Source organism: Streptomyces sp. CAU 1734 (assembly GCF_039888735.1).
In the GTDB taxonomy this organism is placed as follows: Bacteria; Actinomycetota; Actinomycetes; order Streptomycetales; family Streptomycetaceae; genus Streptomyces.
The window spans coordinates 308,633-325,190 of record NZ_JBDQQP010000002.1 but is presented as its reverse complement, the minus strand read 5'-3'; the positions used below and the strand labels follow the sequence as shown (position 1 = coordinate 325,190).

At 73.4% G+C, this 16,558-nt stretch carries 18 protein-coding genes and 1 tRNA gene; 8 read left to right on the top strand and 11 right to left on the bottom strand.

Going from position 1 to position 16,558, the window contains the following annotated elements:
- Positions 1-116: 116 nt before the first annotated feature.
- From AAFN69_RS05165 to AAFN69_RS05155, 3 genes are all read right to left on the bottom strand, one after another.
- Positions 117-1,697 (bottom strand): integrin alpha, encoded by a 1,581-nt coding sequence (locus tag AAFN69_RS05165; RefSeq protein WP_347727066.1) that lies wholly within the window; start codon positions 1,695-1,697, stop codon positions 117-119.
- 341 nt (positions 1,698-2,038) lie between these two features.
- Positions 2,039-3,406: a hypothetical protein gene (locus AAFN69_RS05160; RefSeq protein ID WP_347727065.1), complete on the bottom strand. Its 1,368-nt coding sequence runs from the start codon at positions 3,404-3,406 to the stop codon at positions 2,039-2,041.
- Between the two features lie 109 nt (positions 3,407-3,515).
- Positions 3,516-4,310, bottom strand: a complete 795-nt coding sequence (locus AAFN69_RS05155) for a DUF4097 family beta strand repeat-containing protein (protein WP_347727064.1) — start codon at positions 4,308-4,310, stop codon at positions 3,516-3,518.
- A 275-nt stretch (positions 4,311-4,585) separates the two neighbouring features.
- Between AAFN69_RS05155 and AAFN69_RS05150 the strand changes: the two genes are divergently transcribed.
- The 4 genes from AAFN69_RS05150 (at position 4,586) to AAFN69_RS05135 (ending at position 5,967) form a co-directional block, all read left to right on the top strand.
- A tRNA-Val gene (locus AAFN69_RS05150) sits at positions 4,586-4,660 on the top strand.
- A gap of 194 nt (positions 4,661-4,854) precedes the next feature.
- A complete protein-coding gene (locus tag AAFN69_RS05145) occupies positions 4,855-5,325 on the top strand; it encodes a pyridoxamine 5'-phosphate oxidase family protein (protein WP_347727063.1) in 471 nt (156 codons plus the stop codon).
- Positions 5,326-5,390: 65 nt separating this feature from the next.
- Complete coding sequence (locus tag AAFN69_RS05140) at positions 5,391-5,717, top strand: hypothetical protein (RefSeq protein WP_347727276.1); 327 nt, start codon at positions 5,391-5,393, stop codon at positions 5,715-5,717.
- Between the two features lie 88 nt (positions 5,718-5,805).
- On the top strand, positions 5,806-5,967 hold the full coding sequence (locus AAFN69_RS05135; protein ID WP_347727062.1) for a hypothetical protein: 162 nt from the start codon (positions 5,806-5,808) through the stop codon (positions 5,965-5,967).
- 31 nt (positions 5,968-5,998) lie between these two features.
- On the opposite strand, the gene AAFN69_RS05130 is transcribed toward AAFN69_RS05135, so the two are convergent.
- The 3 genes from AAFN69_RS05130 to AAFN69_RS05120 all read right to left on the bottom strand — a co-directional run bounded on the left by AAFN69_RS05130 (position 5,999) and on the right by AAFN69_RS05120 (position 8,123).
- The gene (locus AAFN69_RS05130) at positions 5,999-6,235 is read right to left on the bottom strand and encodes a hypothetical protein (RefSeq protein ID WP_347727061.1); all 237 of its coding nucleotides are present in this window, start codon (positions 6,233-6,235) and stop codon (positions 5,999-6,001) included.
- Between the two features lie 104 nt (positions 6,236-6,339).
- Positions 6,340-7,185 carry a nuclease-related domain-containing protein gene (locus tag AAFN69_RS05125; protein ID WP_347727060.1) on the bottom strand — a complete coding sequence of 282 codons (846 nt, stop codon included), beginning with the start codon at positions 7,183-7,185 and terminating at the stop codon, positions 6,340-6,342.
- 446 nt (positions 7,186-7,631) lie between these two features.
- Positions 7,632-8,123 carry a DUF2269 family protein gene (locus tag AAFN69_RS05120; protein ID WP_347727059.1) on the bottom strand — a complete coding sequence of 164 codons (492 nt, stop codon included), beginning with the start codon at positions 8,121-8,123 and terminating at the stop codon, positions 7,632-7,634.
- Positions 8,124-8,448: 325 nt separating this feature from the next.
- Here AAFN69_RS05120 and AAFN69_RS05115 point away from each other — a divergent pair, with 325 nt between their 5' ends.
- Together AAFN69_RS05115 and AAFN69_RS05110 are read left to right on the top strand one after the other, a co-directional pair.
- On the top strand, positions 8,449-9,291 hold the full coding sequence (locus AAFN69_RS05115) for a DUF3592 domain-containing protein (RefSeq protein ID WP_347727058.1): 843 nt from the start codon (positions 8,449-8,451) through the stop codon (positions 9,289-9,291).
- A 22-nt stretch (positions 9,292-9,313) separates the two neighbouring features.
- Entirely contained in the window at positions 9,314-9,541 is a 228-nt protein-coding gene (locus AAFN69_RS05110; RefSeq protein ID WP_347727057.1) for a DUF2277 domain-containing protein, read from the top strand.
- 99 nt (positions 9,542-9,640) lie between these two features.
- Here the strand turns inward: AAFN69_RS05110 and AAFN69_RS05105 are convergent, their stop codons facing one another.
- The 4 genes from AAFN69_RS05105 to AAFN69_RS05090 all read right to left on the bottom strand — a co-directional run bounded on the left by AAFN69_RS05105 (position 9,641) and on the right by AAFN69_RS05090 (position 13,847).
- Positions 9,641-10,288 carry a VTT domain-containing protein gene (locus AAFN69_RS05105; RefSeq protein WP_347727056.1) on the bottom strand — a complete coding sequence of 216 codons (648 nt, stop codon included), beginning with the start codon at positions 10,286-10,288 and terminating at the stop codon, positions 9,641-9,643.
- Between the two features lie 357 nt (positions 10,289-10,645).
- On the bottom strand, positions 10,646-11,110 hold the full coding sequence (locus tag AAFN69_RS05100) for a DoxX family protein (protein WP_347727275.1): 465 nt from the start codon (positions 11,108-11,110) through the stop codon (positions 10,646-10,648).
- Between the two features lie 227 nt (positions 11,111-11,337).
- On the bottom strand, positions 11,338-13,044 hold the full coding sequence (locus AAFN69_RS05095) for an alkaline phosphatase D family protein (protein WP_347727055.1): 1,707 nt from the start codon (positions 13,042-13,044) through the stop codon (positions 11,338-11,340).
- 161 nt (positions 13,045-13,205) lie between these two features.
- A complete protein-coding gene (locus AAFN69_RS05090; protein ID WP_347727274.1) occupies positions 13,206-13,847 on the bottom strand; it encodes an HNH endonuclease family protein in 642 nt (213 codons plus the stop codon).
- 220 nt (positions 13,848-14,067) lie between these two features.
- Here AAFN69_RS05090 and AAFN69_RS05085 point away from each other — a divergent pair, with 220 nt between their 5' ends.
- Both AAFN69_RS05085 and AAFN69_RS05080 read left to right on the top strand, forming a co-directional pair.
- Positions 14,068-14,820 carry an ABC transporter permease gene (locus AAFN69_RS05085; protein WP_347727054.1) on the top strand — a complete coding sequence of 251 codons (753 nt, stop codon included), beginning with the start codon at positions 14,068-14,070 and terminating at the stop codon, positions 14,818-14,820.
- A gap of 232 nt (positions 14,821-15,052) precedes the next feature.
- Positions 15,053-15,637 carry a TMEM165/GDT1 family protein gene (locus tag AAFN69_RS05080; RefSeq protein WP_347727053.1) on the top strand — a complete coding sequence of 195 codons (585 nt, stop codon included), beginning with the start codon at positions 15,053-15,055 and terminating at the stop codon, positions 15,635-15,637.
- 84 nt (positions 15,638-15,721) lie between these two features.
- Here AAFN69_RS05080 and AAFN69_RS05075 read toward each other — a convergent pair whose 3' ends face one another.
- Positions 15,722-16,393: an HAD-IA family hydrolase gene (locus AAFN69_RS05075; protein ID WP_347727052.1), complete on the bottom strand. Its 672-nt coding sequence runs from the start codon at positions 16,391-16,393 to the stop codon at positions 15,722-15,724.
- Between the last annotated feature and the right edge of the window lie 165 nt (positions 16,394-16,558).

The following is a 16,558-nucleotide window of genomic DNA, read 5'->3' as shown; positions in this document are numbered from 1 at the left end:
GTTCGGGCCGGGTCGAGTCGTGGTCCGGGCCGGGTGGCGTCGTGGCGCGGGTCCGCTGGTGTGGTCCGGGCCCGGTGGCGTCGTGCTCCGGGCCCGGTGGCGCGCTCCGGGCCGGTTCAGCGGGTGAAGTACTCGCCGGGACGCGTCTCGATCCCGCCGGTGCCCAGGGTCTTCGCCCCGAGGGCACGCGAACCGGTGGCGGTGACCCCGGAGGAGGTGGATGCGAAGATCCAGACCGCGCCGCGGCGGAAGTCCTCCCCGATGGCGCTCACCGCCAGCTCGTCCCGGCCGTCCCGGTCGCCGTCGATCATTCTGTTCGCCCAGCCGAACCAGTCGCCCTTCTCGGCCGTGCCGGGCACCTTCGGGCTGTTCTGGTCGAACCACTTCGCCCCGCGCCCCGTCGGGCCGTTCCGGGTGCCGTACAGGACGACCACCGCACCGGCGAACCGGAAGCCGTTGACGAACTTCGCCGGCACACCGGCCGCGATGTCCCCGTAACCGTCGCCGTTGAGGTCGCCGATCGCCACGCCCCGGCCGAACTGGTCGGTGATGGGGCCGACCCCTCCGAGGCCCGGGGTGCCGGGGACACCGGGGCTGTCCTGGTTGAGGAAGACGGCGCGCTCCGCCACCGGACCGGAGGGTGATCCCGGCACAAAGGCGATCATGCCGCCCGCGACCGGCAGGACCGGACCGGCGGTCGGCTGGTCCTCGGTGGTGCGGCCGGTGACGACGTCCCCGTAGCCGTCGCCGTTCACATCGCCCACATCGAGGAAATCGCCGCCGGGAAGGATCCGCCCGTCCGCGTACCGCACCGGCTCGGACGCGGCGGGGCCCCCGGGCGTGCCCCGCCAGACGACGGTGTGCCGGTCCGCCCAGCCGGTCTGCCGGTAGCGCTGGGCGACGAGATCGGTCCGCCCGTCGCCGTTCACATCCCCGCTCGCCAGGTCGAGGAGCCCGTGCCCCGCCGGCTCGGTCAGACTCGCCTTCCCGGCGGCCCGGCCGTCCCGCTCGAAGGGGCCGGACAGTACGCGGACGACCGGTGCGTCATCGCCCTCCGCGGCGGCGACATCATGGTCGCCGTCGCCGTCGAAGTCCCCGGTCACCAGATACGAGCCGGCCCGGGCGTACGCCCGCGAACCGGTCAGCAGCACGGCGGAGCCCGCCAGGCCCCGGGGACCGCCCCAGACCGCTGTCACCGAACCGGTCTGCGCGCCCGCGGTGGTCGCCTCGTCGAGGGTGGCCACGAGCAGATCCGTGTATCCGTCCCGGTCGAGGTCGGCGGAGGCGAGCCGGCCGCCGAAACCGTCGCCGCGCTCGGGAGCGCCCACGATGCCCGGCACACCCTGATGGATGAGCTGCTTCCGCTTCGCCGCGCCGAGACCGGCGGCGGAGCCGTACACCACCGCGACCGAGCCGGATCCCCGGTTGCCCGGGACATCGCTGCCGGCGGCGGAGACGGCGAGATCCTCGTATCCGTCCCGGTTGAAGTCGTCCCGGACATCGCCCTTGCCGGGCGAGGCGCGCCCGGCGGGTGTCTCCCGGGCGGCGGCCGTGTCCCGGTCGGTGAGGGTGCTCGGGCCCGCGAGCGTGTCCCGGCCCGCGGCGGGCACGGCGGACGCGACCGGTACGGCGAGCGAGCCGATGACCGCGAGCGCGGCGGCGACTCCGAGGCCGCGATGGGCTCTGGCTGTTCTCATGGAGCACTCCTCATGGGCCGGCATGGGCCCGCACGGGCCGACTGGGGGCGCTCGCGTCCCGCGCTCGCGCCACACCAACTCGACCCGCGATCCGGCCGAAAGGTTGCCCAAGACGAGCCGGGAAGGGCGGTGTTGTCCCTACGGGCCTCCCGGCCGGGTGGCGGGGCCGCCGGGCGCCGGGTGTGCCGGGGTGCACGGGCGGTCCCGAGCGGGCGGGCGGTCCGGGTGCGAGGTCCGTCCGGATGTGCGGGCGGTCCGGGTGCGACGTCAGCCCGGGTGTGTGGCCGTTCCGGGTGCGAGGTCCGTCCGGATGTGCGGGCGGTCCGGGTGTGCGGCCGGGGTCAGCCCGCTCCGGCGCCGCGCTCCTCGCGGATCAGCTCGACCACCCGCGCGGCGGCGCGCCGCACGGCCTCGGTCTCGGTGAGGAAGTGCCAGTAGTCGGGGTGCCGCCCCTCCAGGCCCGCGACCGCCCGGTCCAGGCGGGCCACCGCGTCGTCCAGCGGCCGTGCGTGGCGCTGGTCGGGGGTGTGCCGTCCCGCCATGGCGAGCCGCTGCGCGTCGCGCACCGCGAAACGCGTCCGGTCGATCTCCGGCCGGGGATCCGCGGCGACGGCATTGAGCCGCCGAAGCCGGTCGGCCGCCGCCGACACCGCCTCATCGGTGCTGTTCAGCAGGGCGCGCACGGTGCCGAGCAGGGCAATCGCATCCGGCCACCGCTGCTCGTCCCGGGCCCGGGACGCCTCCCGCAGCTTCTCCTCGGCCTGCCGGACACCGAGCGCGGCCTGCTGGGGCACGGGCTGGAGATCCTGCCAGCAGGCGGCGGAGAACCGCCGGCGCAGCTCGCTGAGGACCGGCTCGACCGAGTCGGCCCGGGTGGTGAGCGCCTGTGCCCGGGTGCGCAGCGACACCAGCCGCTTGTCCATCTCGGCGGCCCGCTCGGGCAGCTGCTCGGCCTCGGCCCGTACGGCCTCTGCCTCCCGCAGCACATGATCGGCGCGGTGCAGGGTCTCGGCGACTCCGTGCCGTCCGGCGCCCTGGTTCAGCATGGTCAGCTCGGGCGCGAGGGCCGCGAGCCGGGCGGCCAGGTCATCCGCCCGCATGCCGGAGCCGCGCACCGCGTCGAGCGCGTTGCTCGCGGAGAGCAGCGCGGCCCGGGCCCGCTCCACCGCCGGGGCCAGCCGGGCGAGCTGGGTCTCCGCCTTGTCGAGCAGCGGGCCGAGCCCCTGCGCGAACCGGTCCAGCTCGCCCTTCACCCGTACCAGCTCGTCCCTGGCGCGGTTCAGCTCCTCGCGCGCCCGGGAGGCGACGGAGGGTTCGAGATCGTCCCGGTCCAGATCGTGCGCGTCGACCGCGCCGATGTACTCATGGCTGACCTCGTCGATCCGCCGCCCGAGAGCGGCGAACCCCTCCACGGCCCGGGCCGCCTGCGGGGAACTGTCCACGGCGGTGATCGTCTCCATCGAGATCCGCAGATCCCGCTGGGCGCTGTCCAGCTCGTAGAAGGCAGCGGCGGCGGCGTCCTTGGCGGCCTGCGCGTCGGCCCGTCTGCTCTCCCCGCGCCCGCCGAACCAGCGGCGGGTCCCGCCGCCGGCGAAGGTCCCGGCGAGCGAGCCGAGAACCAGCGGAAGAGGCAGCAGCATCAGCCCCAGGACATCCCGGACGGCACTCGCTGTCGCTCTCGGCCGCGGCCGCGTGCGTGTCGCCGTCACATCCCTCTCCCGTGCTGCGTCGCCGTACCCGGTTCATTCTCGCACCTGGTAATGACGAACACACGGGTCCAATGGTTCGCGGCCGTCCGGCCGGTGTGGGCCGCCCCGGCTACTCCGCGGCGCGGACCCGGACATTCCCGTTGTCGCTGCGGGCCTCCACCACCCGGGAACTCTCCCGGTCGGTGGGCACGTCCACATCGGCGGACCCGTTCCCGCTCCGCGCCGTGACGGCGTACGGTCCCTCGGCGCGCGGCAGCGTGATCCGGACCTCGCCGTTGTCGCTGACGGCGCTGATCCGGTCGGGCACCTTCCCCGCGCTGACCCCGATATGGACGTTCCCGTTGTCCGACACGGCACTCAGGCGCTCCGCGGCGACATTCTCCGTCGACACCTTTCCATTGGTGGTCCGCAGCTCCAGCGGCCCGGTGGTGTCGCGCACGGTCACATCGCCGTTGTCCGACGCGACGCGCACCGACCCGCTGAGCCCCTCCGCCGTGACGCCGCCGTTGTCGCTGCGCACACTCACGGCGGTGCCCAGGGGCACCTTCACGGTGTGCCGGCCCCGGCAGTCACTCGCGATGGCCGAGCACTTCATCCGCAGCGTGAGTGTGTCCCCCTTCAGCTTCCAGACCTTCTCCGGCCCGCTGCCGCCGAACACCCAGCCGTCGACCTGCCGGCTGACCCGCACATCCGCCACATCGGCCTGGACGACGCTCAGATCGGAGTCGTCGCTGTCGATGACGAGGGTCTTCCCGGAGAGCGCGAACGACTTCCGCTCGACGGGCGCCTCGTCCACATTGGTGTCACCGCATCCGGCGAGCGCGGCGACGAGTATTCCTCCGCCGCTCAGCACCGCGAGCGCGCGGAGCGGACGACTGCGGATCACGGTGGCCGGGCTGGTCACGATTTTTCCCCCTGTGGAGTGGCGCTGTGAGCACTCACACTAGGAATCCGGGCCCGGCGTCACGATCCTGCCGCCCACCCTGTTCATGGTGGGGTTAGCCCCCGCAACCGGACACCGGCCGGATCCGGAACCGGACCCCCGACCGGACCCCCGGCCGGGCCCGCGCCACGACCCGCGATCGGCTCCGCGACAGGCCCCGTATCCGGGCCCACGCCCGGAGGGGAACGGGTTTGCGGGAGGGCCCCGGGTGCCATGTACGCTGTTCACTCATCCACGGGTGCGTAGCTCAGGGGTAGAGCGCCGCTCTTACAAAGCGGATGTCGGCGGTTCGAAACCGTCCGCGCCCACCAGTGTGACCAGGGAAAACGCCTCGGACCGAGTAGGGTCCGGGGCGTTTCGCCGCTCCGGGCAGCAGCCGGCCGCTCCGGGATCCGCCGGGGCTTCGCGAGGCTTCGGCCGTTTCCGGTGCCGGGGCGGTCCTACGTCCCGGGACCTGGTCCCGCCGCCGGATGTGATCGAACGCGGCGCGCCATAGTCTCCCCTCATGACCGAAGTTGACGCCCGCCGCAGTGGACCCCGCAGCCCCGGGGAGCGCAAGCGCCAGGCCCTGGAACGGCTCGCGCGGGACATCGATGTGTGGGTCGCCACGGCGGATGCCGACGGCGAGCCGTGCCTCGTGCCGCTCACCTTCTGCTGGGACGGCGAGGCGGTGTGGCTGGCCACCCGCCGCACCAATCCGACCGGGCGCAATCTGTCCGCGTCGGGCCGGGTCCGGCTCTCCTTCGGGCACACCCGTGACGTGGTCCTCGTCCACGGAACCGCCCGTGCGGTGCCCCGCGAGGAGCTGCCGGACGGGGTGGGCGACGCCTTCGCGGCCAAGGACGGCTGGGATCCCCGGCGGGATCATCCGGCCTATCTGTTCTACCGGGTCGTTCCGCAACTGCTCCAGGCGTGGGGGACGGTGGCCGAGATGCCCGGGAGAACTCTGCTGCGTGACGGGAAGTGGCTCCTCTAGCCGGCTGTTCCGGGGCCGGACCCGGTGATCGGCCGGCGGCAGGGCAGGATGGTGCCGTGGCGATCATGGTTGTGGAGATTCATGTGCCGTTGCTGCCGACCCCGGGTCTGCCGGACGGCGCCTACCCGTTTCCCTGGATCGACGAGGTCGGGAACTTCCTGACCGACGTGGAGATCCGGGGCGGCGCTGAGGTCTTCGACGACGGCGAGGAGGACGGGGACCACTATGTCTTCTCCGTCACCGGCGCCGGCGAGGAGGATCTCCTGGCGCTGGCCTCACGAGTGGCCGGGCTGCCCGGAGTTCCCGCCGGGACCTACGCCGTCGTCGGCGACGACGGGGACGGCGAGCCCGGGGCCGGGAGACGGGTGGCACTCGCACCGGCCGGGGAATGAGCTCCGCCCGTACGGGAGCGGGTCCGGCCGGCCGGCGGCGGATGTCATGATCGGACGATGACACCGACCCGGGGGAAACGCCCCGGTGATGGTGGATCGCGGCACCGGGCGCCTGATCGCCGCTCACTTCGGCGCTCCTCCGGAGCGGCAGGTGGCGGATCATGAGCGCCGGCTGCGGCGCGAGGCCCACGCACGGAACACGGCCGCGGCGGGACGAGCGGCGCGGGAGCGCGGCGACACGGTGCGCTGACTCTCGCGCGGTAACGCCGGTACGGCGCGGGCTATTCGTCCTCCATCGCCCCGCAGGAGGAGCAGATCCAGAGCTCGCGCTGTAACCACATGGTGCGGCGGCAGCGGGCGCAGCCCTTGGTGTGGATGCCCCGGGGGCCCATCAGCGGAGGGTCGGGGGTGGTGGCGGCGTACTCGGCGATGCGGGCGCGCAGCCGGTGGTCGTCGGTGTTCGCCATGCGGAGCAGGCGCGCGGTGCGGGAGCGGGCTTCGTCGGCGAAGTCGGTCATCTCGGGCCGCAGACTACTGGGAGTCCGTGCGCGGCGCGGCACTCCGTGCCGTGTCACCCGGCGAGTCGGACGGTGCTGGGGGCGGGGCAACCCGGCGCGTGCGGTCAGGCGTTCAGCCAGGTGCGGCGGTCCCGCGCCACGCTGTGCACCAGGTCGGCCCGGGCGCCGGTGAGGGCGCCCGCGAGCGGTCCCAGAGCCGCCACCTCGCGCTCGCGGTAGACGCGTAACTCCAGTCCGGCCGGCGGCACGGTGAGGCCGGTGACACCCGTGAGGACCAGCACCGGCTGGACCGGGACCGTGAAGCCGCAGTAGCGGGTCAGGACCTTCTCGACGCGGTGGGCCCCGGCCCGGATCCTGGTCGGACAGGGCTGCGGCGGGCCGCCGTCGACCGTCAGCGAGTCGTTGTCGACCCGTACCGATCCGCCCTCGTGGTGTTCGGTGCCGATACAGAACACCCCGCCCGGGCCGATCAGCAGATGGTCGATGTCCGCCTCGCGCGGCAGTGGCACCGCGTGCAGCACATACCAGCCGTGCCGGCCCAGCCGGTTCAGCTCGGAGCCCACCCGCCGCTCGGCCGCCAGGGCCCGGCGCCAGGTCTCCGCGGGGGTGCGCCGGCGCGGCAGCCCGCCGAGGAGGCGTTTCAGCGGGCCGGGGCCGTACGCGGGGAGACCGGCGCGGGCCGCCGCACCCGGGCGGCGGGTGCTCAGATCGTTCTCCGGGGTCAGCGGCGGCAGGGCGCGGCGGGGCCGTGGGGGAACCGCTGACAGCCGCCGGGCGGTGGGGGTGTGCCGGGCGAGCGCGTCGAGCACCGCGTCCCGGTAGCCGGGGCCGGCCAGGGTCAACTCGCCGGTTCTGCGGTCCGCCCAGCCCACCGGCGTACCGTCCGGGAGATCCACATAGAGCCGGTCGTGCCCGTCCAGCTTCCAAGCGGTGACCTTCAGATTCTCCACCGGACCCCTCCGACAGCGGCGCCGACCAGTGCGGCCATGGCAGCAGTGCGGCGGCCGGGCGCACAAGGAAGCATCCCCGGCGCCCGGGCGCACGGGACCGCGCGCGGGCGCCGGCGACCGGTACGACGGCCCGGTGCCGTACGGTCGGGCGGTCCGGCCTCAGGAAGCCTTCGCGCCGAGCCGGACGGCCGTCACCTCGATCCGATTCCGGGCCTCGTCCCGGCGGGCGATCGGTGTGGAGCCGTCGTCCGGCGGCGCGTCCCGACCTCCCGACGGGCTCCGGGGGCCGAGGAGGACGAGCCCCTCGTCGCCGGGGCCGGCGCGGTGGGCATGGGCGGATGTCCTCTCCCGGCAGGGGCACCCGTCGTGCTGGTGACCAAGGCGACGGGAAGGCCAACCGACCCCACCGGCAGTCGGGTTCGGTCCTGAATTGGCCGGCCGCCGTTTCAGACGCTGGTGGTGGACCCGGGACGGATGATCATCAGGATGGTGACCGTCGCCCAGAGGAGGTTGAAGACCCCGGTCAGCATCGCGAGCCGGGCACCGGCCCGCGCGCCCGACCCGGACTCCGGAACCGATTCGGAGCCGGAGCCGGGGGTCTCGGCGGCGGCCAGGGCGCTCTCCTGCTCCGGGAGCACGAGGACCCAGAGCACCGCCGCCGCGATCACCGTCAGGATCATCGAGGCGATCAGCCAGGCGCTGCCCAGCACTCCGAGGCCGAGCGCCGTGGCCAGCCCCAGTACCGGGACGCTGATGCCGACCCCGGCGTACACCCGGCAGATGCGGTGCAGCGTGCGCAGCGCCGACAGCGCGCCCGCGTCGCCGGGATGGGCACGGGCGTGGCGCAGGGCTCTGGGGAAGATGCTGGCCGCCACCGCGACCGGGCCGACCGCCAGGATCGCGGCCAGGACATGGAGGATGAGGAAGATCTTGTTCACCGGATCCGCTCCCGTCCGGCCGCGGGGCGCGGGGCGCGGAGCCGGGGGGCGGGGGCGGCGGGGGAGTGGGGCCGGGGATTCCGGACAGGCATGGGCGTTTCCGTTCCGTGGCGGAGCACCGGTCCGCTGCGGGAACCGGGTGAGGGGTGCGATGGGAGATCGTCCGTTCACGGTAGTGAGCGGGCCGGTACGGGCACAGTGGCGGAACTGCCACCTCCCGCCGGGATCTCGCCAGGCTCCTCGGGACCCGCCGCGGGGCTGTCGCCCGGCCGCGCCACTCCCTAGAGTTCGGGGCGTCCGGCAGCGGTTCGTCCCCGGGGGGTCCATGAGCACGGTCGATCCGGCCGCCGAACGGCCACGCGGAGCCGCGGCCGGGCGCGGAAGGGGCCCGTCCCGCATCGGCGCCGCGGTGGGACTGCCGCTCTTCGCCGGCGTCTGGATCCTCTTCGGGCTGGGCCTCGCCGATATGGCGGTCTTCCCTCTCGGCGATCTCTATCTCACCGATGACACCCGGCCTGCCAATGACCTTCCGGGGCTTCTCTGGGCCGTCTTCCTCGCCGTGTTCATCACGCCGCTCGCCGGCGGCGCGGTGCGCCCCGGACCGGCCGTCCTCTCCGCCGTCGCCGGTCTCGGCGCGGCGGCGGGGTTTCTGTTCGGCGCCCGGGAGTTCTGGGTGGAGCCGCCCGCCCCCGGGGTCTTCACCGACGCCGCCGGGACGGCGGCCGGGGAGTGGGGCGCCGGGGCGTGGATCGCCTGGACCGCGCGGTACTGGGTGCCCGCGGTGCTGGTGGTCCTCGCCGTGCTGCGGGCCGGTGTCTCACTGCGGCTCGCGCGGCTGCGCGGGCGGCGGGCGGAACGGATCCGCACGGTGATCGCGACCGGTCACCGGACCCGGGGCGTGGTCACCGGTGCCGAGGAGACCGGGATCGAGATCCGGAACCGGCCGTGCGTCCGGTTCGTCGTGAGATTCACCGACCACGCGGGGGTGGACCGCTGGGTCACCAAGCTCGCCGACTTCGACCGGACCGCGCCGCCGCGGGCCGGGGACCCGGTGACCGTCTGGTTCGATCCGGCCGATCCGGGCGATGAGCGGTCGATTCCGGTCTCACTGACCATGGCGGACGATGCCGGCACCGCCCCGGCCGCGGATTTCCGCACCATCGTCTGAGCGCCGGGGGCACACTGGAATCATGTGCCGCAGTATCAAGACTCTCCGCCCGCCGGTACTGCCCGAGCAGGCGACCGAGGACGACATCCGGGCCGCCGCGTTGCAGTACGTCCGCAAGGTGTCCGGATTCCGGGCGCCGGCCGAGCACAACCGTGAGGTGTTCGAGCGGGCCGTCGACGAGATCACCGAGGCGACCCGCAGACTTCTGGACGGTCTGGAGATCCGCGGGGTGCCCAAACGGGTTCCGTAGGCAGCGCCCGCCCGCGTACATCGCTCATCCGGCGCGCACACCGCTGATCCCGGGCCCATCACCGCGTGATCGGCGCCGGACCGGGGGTGAGCCGTGCGGTTACGCGGCTTCCGGCGCGGGGACCGGGCGGCGCCGCATCACATAGGCCGCGAGTGCCCCGGCGCCGAAGAGCGCCATGACGGAGACGGCCGCGCCGAACCAGCTCGCGCCCAGCCACTGCCCGCCGAAGTAGCCGAGGCCCACGCTGTAGCCGGCCCAGGCGACGCCCGCCACCGCGGACCAGGGCAGGAATTCCTTCACCTTGCGGTGCGCGGCGCCCGCGCCCAGGGAGACCACCGAGCGGCCCGCCGGAGCGAATCTGGCGATCACCACCAGGATGCCGCCGCCGCGGTTGAGCGCCGTGCCCAGCCGGTCCTGTGCGCTGGTCAGCCGCCGGGACTTGGCGATGGCCCGGTCGAAACGCCGGCCGCCGCGCCGGGCCAGCCGGTAGGCCACCAGATCGCCCAGGACGGACGCGGTGGCCGCGCAGAGCACCAGTACCAGCAGCGAGGGGACTTCCCGGGGGACCTGTCCGGCCGCGCCGGCCACCGTGCCGACCGTGGTCGAACCGGCCGCCGCAGCGGTCGCCGCCGTGATCACCAGGACACCGCTCGGCAGTACGGGCAGGAAGACATCGAGGAGTACGGAGATGGCCACAACCGCGTAGATCCAAGGGCTGCCGGTCAGCGGCCCCAGACTCTCAAGCACGTGCCTCTCCCCGTTTCGTGGACTTGCCGCGACGCTGGAGGTGGTCGGTTGTGGCGGCAGTGACAGCTGTACAGCGTACGCCGGACGTTTGCCCTCAGATCACCCGGGGGTCGCCGATGTTGTGATCATCACTTTACGTCCGAGGGTGGGTGTGAGCTGGGGAATTTCCGTGATCGGCGGTGCCGGGACGCGGTCTCTGCGGGGGCTCGCGCAGCGCGCCCGGACCCTCGTGCGAGGGTCCGGGCGCGTGGGGGAGAAGGGGCGGGGCCGGAGTGTTCCACCGGCCCCGCCACAGGTGCGCGGCCGGGAAAGGCGGCCGGCGGGAGAGGCCGGGGGAAGCGGCCGGGGAGGGGGCGCTCAGGCGGAGGCCGCAGCCGGCTCGCGCTCCTTCGCGCCCTCCGGCGCGGCGCCGCCGCGCGCGCCGCGCGGTGCGAACACCTTCTCCAGCGAGAGCGCGCCGGGTCCGGTGAAGACCAGCAGCAGGAAGGCCCAGCAGAAGATCGCCGCGGACTCTCCGCTGTTCTCCAGCGGGAAGAGCCCGTCGGCCTGGTGCTCCACGAAGTACGCGTACGCCATGGAACCGGAGGCGATGAAGGCGGCGCTGCGGGTGCCGAAGCCGAGCATCACCAGTCCGCCGCCGACCAGCTGGATCACCGCCGCGTACCACCCGGGCCAACTGCCCGTTTCGACGGTGCCGCCGCCGTGCGCGCCGCCGAGGACGCCGAAGAGCGACGCCGCTCCATGACAGGCGAAGAGCAGGCCGACGACGATGCGGAAGAGGCCGAGCGCATAGGGCTGGGACCGGTTCAGCTTTCCGGACAGGGAGTTCTGGGACATGGGGGGACTCCAGAGGTGGGGGTCTATGGAATCGAACACCTCCAAGTTAGGGAACCCTCACCATTACTTGCAAGTTCAACATTCCCGCTGGGGGCGTTTCTCATCCGAATCTCATATCGGTGTCGGGAACTCGTCCGGAATCCGTCCGATTCACTCCCGGGGCAGTGGAGTTGTGGTCTTTTGCCGCTGTTCCGCCCCCGGACCGGCGGCCGTCACTCCTCCCCGGCCAGCCACCGCTCGTCGGCGGTCACCAGCTGGGCGCCGCCGGTCCCGCCGTCCGCCGCGGCCCGGGCCTGCTCCAGCCGCAGCCGGGCCGACCGTCCGCGCAGTGTCAGCGTCATCAGCTGATTGCCGAACCACGGCCCGCCCGTGCGCTCCCAGTGCACGGACGGCCTTCCCGTACGGCCGTGGCGGGCCAGCAGATGGCCCATCCGCCGGCCGATCCGGCTCCAGCCGAAGTGGAAGCCGAGCTGGATCATGCGCGGAATGGAGTTGTGCACCGGGGAGCAGGTGAGCTGGAGCACCCGGGCGGCGGGGCCGGCCGCGCCCCGCCAGTCGGGCTCGGCGACATAGGCGTGGTGCACATCGCCGGAGAGTACGCAGATGGTCGCCGGCGCCTCCGGCCCGCCGCCGGTCTCGGCGATCAGCGCGGTCAGTTCCTCGAAGGAGGCGGGGAAGGCGGCCCAGTGCTCCAGGTCGGCCGCGCGCCGCACCTTCTCGCCGAGGCGTGCCCAGCGGGCTCCGCGCTCGCCCCGGCAGAGGGCGGCGTCCCAGCTCTCCGCGTCGTGGACCAGGAGCGGCAGCAGCCAGGGCAGCGAGGTGCCGATGAGGAGATGGTCGACGTCCTCCCGCCGGTCCAGCGCCTGCTCCCGCAGCCAGCGGGCCTCGCCCGGGTCGAGCATGGCCCGGTGCTCCTCGCCGAGCACCCGGGCGGCCCGGGTGTCGACCATCAGCAGCCGGGTGCGGCCCAGATCGCGGCGGTAACTCCAGCGCACCGCCGCCGGATCCGCGTCCGCGCGCTCGGCGAAGGCGCGCAGTACCCCGGTTCCGTCGGCGCTCCCGGCGGAGTCGGCGCCGTCTCCGCCGGCCGACCGGACGGCCGTGAACACCTCGTCCGCGGCCAGTTCGGCGGGGGAGAGATTGCCCAGATGCTGATAGACCCAGTACGACATCAGCCCGCTCACCACCCGCTCCCGCCACCACGGCAGGGCGCGCACCTCGGCCAGCCAGGCGGCGCTGGTGTTCCAGTCGTCGATCAGGTCGTGATCATCGAAGATCATCAGACTGGGGACGGTGGAGAGCAGCCAGCGCACCTCGGGATCGAGCCAGGACTCGTCGTAGAGCCGGGTGTACTCCTCGTAGTCGGCCACCTCCGCGCCCGGCGGCTCGGTCAGATCGCGGCGCTCGGCGAGCCAGGCCCGGGTCTCCTTCGAGACCTCGTCCGCGTAGACCTGATCGCCGAGGAGGAGCAGGACATCGGGCCGGACGGCGGAGGGGTCGGCGGCCAGCCGGACCGCGAGGGTGTCGAGCGCGTCCGGGCCCACCGGGTCGTGTTCGCCCGCCGGTTTGGCGGCCCAGCGGCAGGAGCCGAAGGAGACGGTGACGCCGGCCGACGGCACGGCGGGTGAGGAGATGACGGAGGGCGGGAAGGCGGAACCGGGCGGCGGCCAGACCCGCTCCCCGTCGAGCAGCACCTCGTACTCCGTCGTCGTGCCCGGGGTCAGTCCGGCCACGGTCACCAGGGCGTAGTGGTGCCCGGCGACACGGAAGGCGCGGGCGGTGCCGCCCGCGCCGTCCGCGCACCGCACCTCGGCCGTGCACGCCCGGTCGGTCTCGACCCAGACGGTGGCCTCGCGGCCGGCCTCCCAGTCGACATACCGCAGCAGTGGTCCCAGACACAGCCCGGCCGTGGTCGCCATGAGTCGTCCTCCTCCGTCGCCCCGTACGGTACGGAACGACGGCGGCTGGGGAACCGTTTCCGCACCGTGTTTCCCGTGCCGTTCGGCGGCGTGGCCGGTACGGGACGGGGCGTACGGTGCGGAACCGGACGGGGCGACCGGCGGCGGCTCCCGCCGGTGGATCAGCAGGCGTTGAGCAGGGTGCGGAGGGCGCTCTTCTCGGCGCTGTCCAGGGCCAGGCCGTAGTGGTGCTTCACCTGGACCCACATCCGGGCGTAGGTGCAGCGGTAGGAGGTCCGCGCCGGCAGCCATTTCGCCGGGTCCTTGTCGCCCTTGGCCTGGTTGACGTTGTCGGTGACGGCGATCAGTTGCGGGCGGGCCAGATCGTTGGCGAACGTCTTCCGGGTGGCCGTGGTCCAGCTGTTGGCGCCGGAACGCCATGCCTCGGCGAGCGGGATGACATGGTCGATGTCCACATCGGAGGCCGCGGTCCAGGTCGCGCCCTCGTAGGCGGAGTACCAACTGCCGCTGGTCGCCGCGCAGCTGCTGTTCTGGACCACATTGACGCCGTCCCGCTTGAGGACGACCTCCCGGGTGTTGCAGGCGCCGTACTGCGTGCTCCAGTGCGGGAAGAGATCGCGGCTGTAGCCGCTGGAGGAGCCCTCGGCGCGCACGGTGAGCTGGTCGAGGTAGATCTTGGCGGTGGCGGCGCTGACGGGGGTGGGCGGCGCGGCCACCGCGGCCGGGGCGCCGGCCAGCAGACCGCCGGCGGCGAGTGTGCCGGTGACGGCGAGGACGGCCGCGGCGCGGCGTACCCGGCGCATGCGGAGGGAGGGACGGGGGTGACGCGCGTAGACGGCGGACATGTGAACTCCCTGTGGTGTTCGGGTGGGGGGCGGGGCGCCGGGACGGCCTTGTCCGGCCACCCTGGCGGCCCCGGGTGTCGGCGCCATGAGCACCGGGTAACAGAGTGAAGACATGGACACGTCAAATCAAGTGTTCTGAAAGACCGGCATATCCGAACGGGCGTCGTAAGGTTGGCGGGTGCTGCTCACGGTCAATGTCACCTTCGGGGCGGTGCTGGCCGTACTGCTCGCCCTCGCGGCGGCCGTGGCCGCGCTCGCGCACCTCGGCCGGGCCCGCGAGATCGTCACCGCGGGGGTGCGGGCGGCGCTCCAGCTCGCGGCCGTCTCCCTGGTCATCGGCTGGGTGGTCCGGTCGCTGCCGCTGCTCTTCGCCTTCATCCTGCTGATGTACGCGGTCGCCGTGCGCACCGCGGGCCGCCGGATCACCCGCAACGGAACCTGGTGGTGGGCCGCGCTCCCCATCGCCGCCGGGGTCTTCCCCGTCGTCGGCGCGCTGGTGCTGACCGGTCTCGTACCGCTGAAAGGGATCGCCCTGGTCCCCGTCGCCGGGATCCTCATCGGCGGCGCGCTCACCGCGACCGTGCTCGCCGGGCGGCGGGCGCTGGACGAGCTGAAGCTGCGCCACGGCGAGGTCGAGGCGGGCATGGCGCTCGGGCTGCTCGACCGCGATGCCCGGCTGGAGGTGGCCCGGGGGCCGGCCGCGGACGCGCTGCTGCCCGGTCTCGACCAGACCCGGACCGTGGGTCTGGTCACACTTCCGGGTGCCTTCGTCGGCATGCTCCTGGGCGGTGCTTCTCCGCTGCTGGCCGGGGCGGTGCAGCTGTTCGTCCTGGTCGGGCTGATGGCCGTACAGGCGGTGGCGGTGGCCGCGGCGCTGGAGCTGGTGGCGCGCGGCAGGCTTCACCGTGACGGTGTCCCGCCGGGCGGGTGACGTATTCTGAACGGAGCAGAAGGGGAGTAGCTCTTCGCCGGAACGTCGACATACTGCTGGGCCCTGTGCCCGGCCGGCGCCCGGAGGCGGACCGCGAGGACCGCCAGCGAGACCTTCGGCCGCAGTGTTGTCCATCGACGCTGCCGTGCCGAAGCGACCCCTTTTCCACCCGGTACTCCTACCGGATCAGGTCTCTCGGTGCGGGCAGCCCGACCGATTGAGGAATCCTTCCGTGATCAGCTTCACCGTCATGGCGATCACCTTCGGCGTCGTCTTCCTCGCCGAACTGCCCGACAAGACCGCGCTCGCCGGTCTGATGCTCGGCACCCGCTATCGCGCCTCCTATGTCTTCGCCGGAGTCGCCGCCGCCTTCGCCGTCCATGTCGCCCTGGCCATCGCGGCGGGCAGCGTGCTGACCCTGCTGCCGCAGCGGCTGGTGCAGGCCGTGGTCGGCGTGCTCTTCCTCGCGGGGGCGCTGGTGCTGCTGCTGCGGAAGTCCGGCGATGACGAGGAGAACATCAAGCCCCCGGCCGACCAGTCCTTCTGGAAGGTCTCCGGCGCGGGCTTCATGCTCATCCTGGTCGCCGAGTTCGGCGATCTGACCCAGATCATGACGGCCAACCTGGCCGCCCGATACGACAACCCGGTCTCCGTCGGCATCGGCGCGGTCCTGGCCCTCTGGTCGGTCGCGGCCATCGGCATCCTGGGCGGGCGCACCCTGATGAAGTACGTCCCCCTCCGCCTCATCACCAAGGTCGCGGCGGCGCTGATGCTGGCACTGGCGGGCTTCAGCCTCTACGAGGCGATCACCGGCTGAGACACACGGAGGGGGCGGGGCGGCCCAATGGCCGCCCCGCCCCCTCCGTGTGTCCGGGTGCCGGTGGCTCCGAAAAGGAAAGCCCTAACCCGCCGCGCTCAGGCGGATCGTGCCGTCGCCGGAGACCGAGACGGTCAGGGCGCGCAGGTCGTCCACATGGAGGTCGGGGGCGAGCGGCTCGGCGCGCGGGCCGACGCCCACGACGCGCATGCCCGCCGCGCGGGCCGCGAGGATGCCCGCCTCGGAGTCCTCGAAGGCGACACAGTCGGCCGGGGGGAAGCCCAGCTCGGCCGCGCCCTTCAGGAAGCCCTCGGGGTCCGGCTTGCTCGCGCCGACGTGTTCGGCGGTGATCCGGGCGGCCGGGAGGGGCAGTCCGGCGGCGGCCATCCGGGCGCGGGCCAGTGCCTCGTCCGCGGAGGTGACCAGGGCGTGGGGGAGCGCGGCTATGGCGGCGAGGAAGGCCGGGGCGCCGGGTATCGGGACCACGCCCGCCACATCGGCGGTCTCGCGGGCCAGCATCACCGCGTTGTCCGCGTGGTTCTGCGCCATCGGGCGGTGCGGGAGCAGCTCGGCCATCGTGGCCCAGCCCTGGCGTCCGTGGACGACCTTCAGCGTCTCGTCCGGGTCGAGGCCGTGCTCCACCGCCCACTCGCGCCAGATCCGGGCCACCGCCGCGTCCGAGTTGACCAGGGTGCCGTCCATGTCCAGCAGCAGGGCGCGGGCGGTGAGGGCGGCGGCGGGAGTGGCGTCGGACATCGGTGTGCCTCCAGAGGCGGGAGGAAAGAGCAACGCGGCCCCGCCCGCCGGTCAGGGAATACGGACGGAACCGCTTTGTTTCAACACGATACAAAATAAGTCGGACAGAAGCCACCCCCTGACACCCTGGCCCCTGCTTTCACTGGCCCCAGCCACCCCCGGACC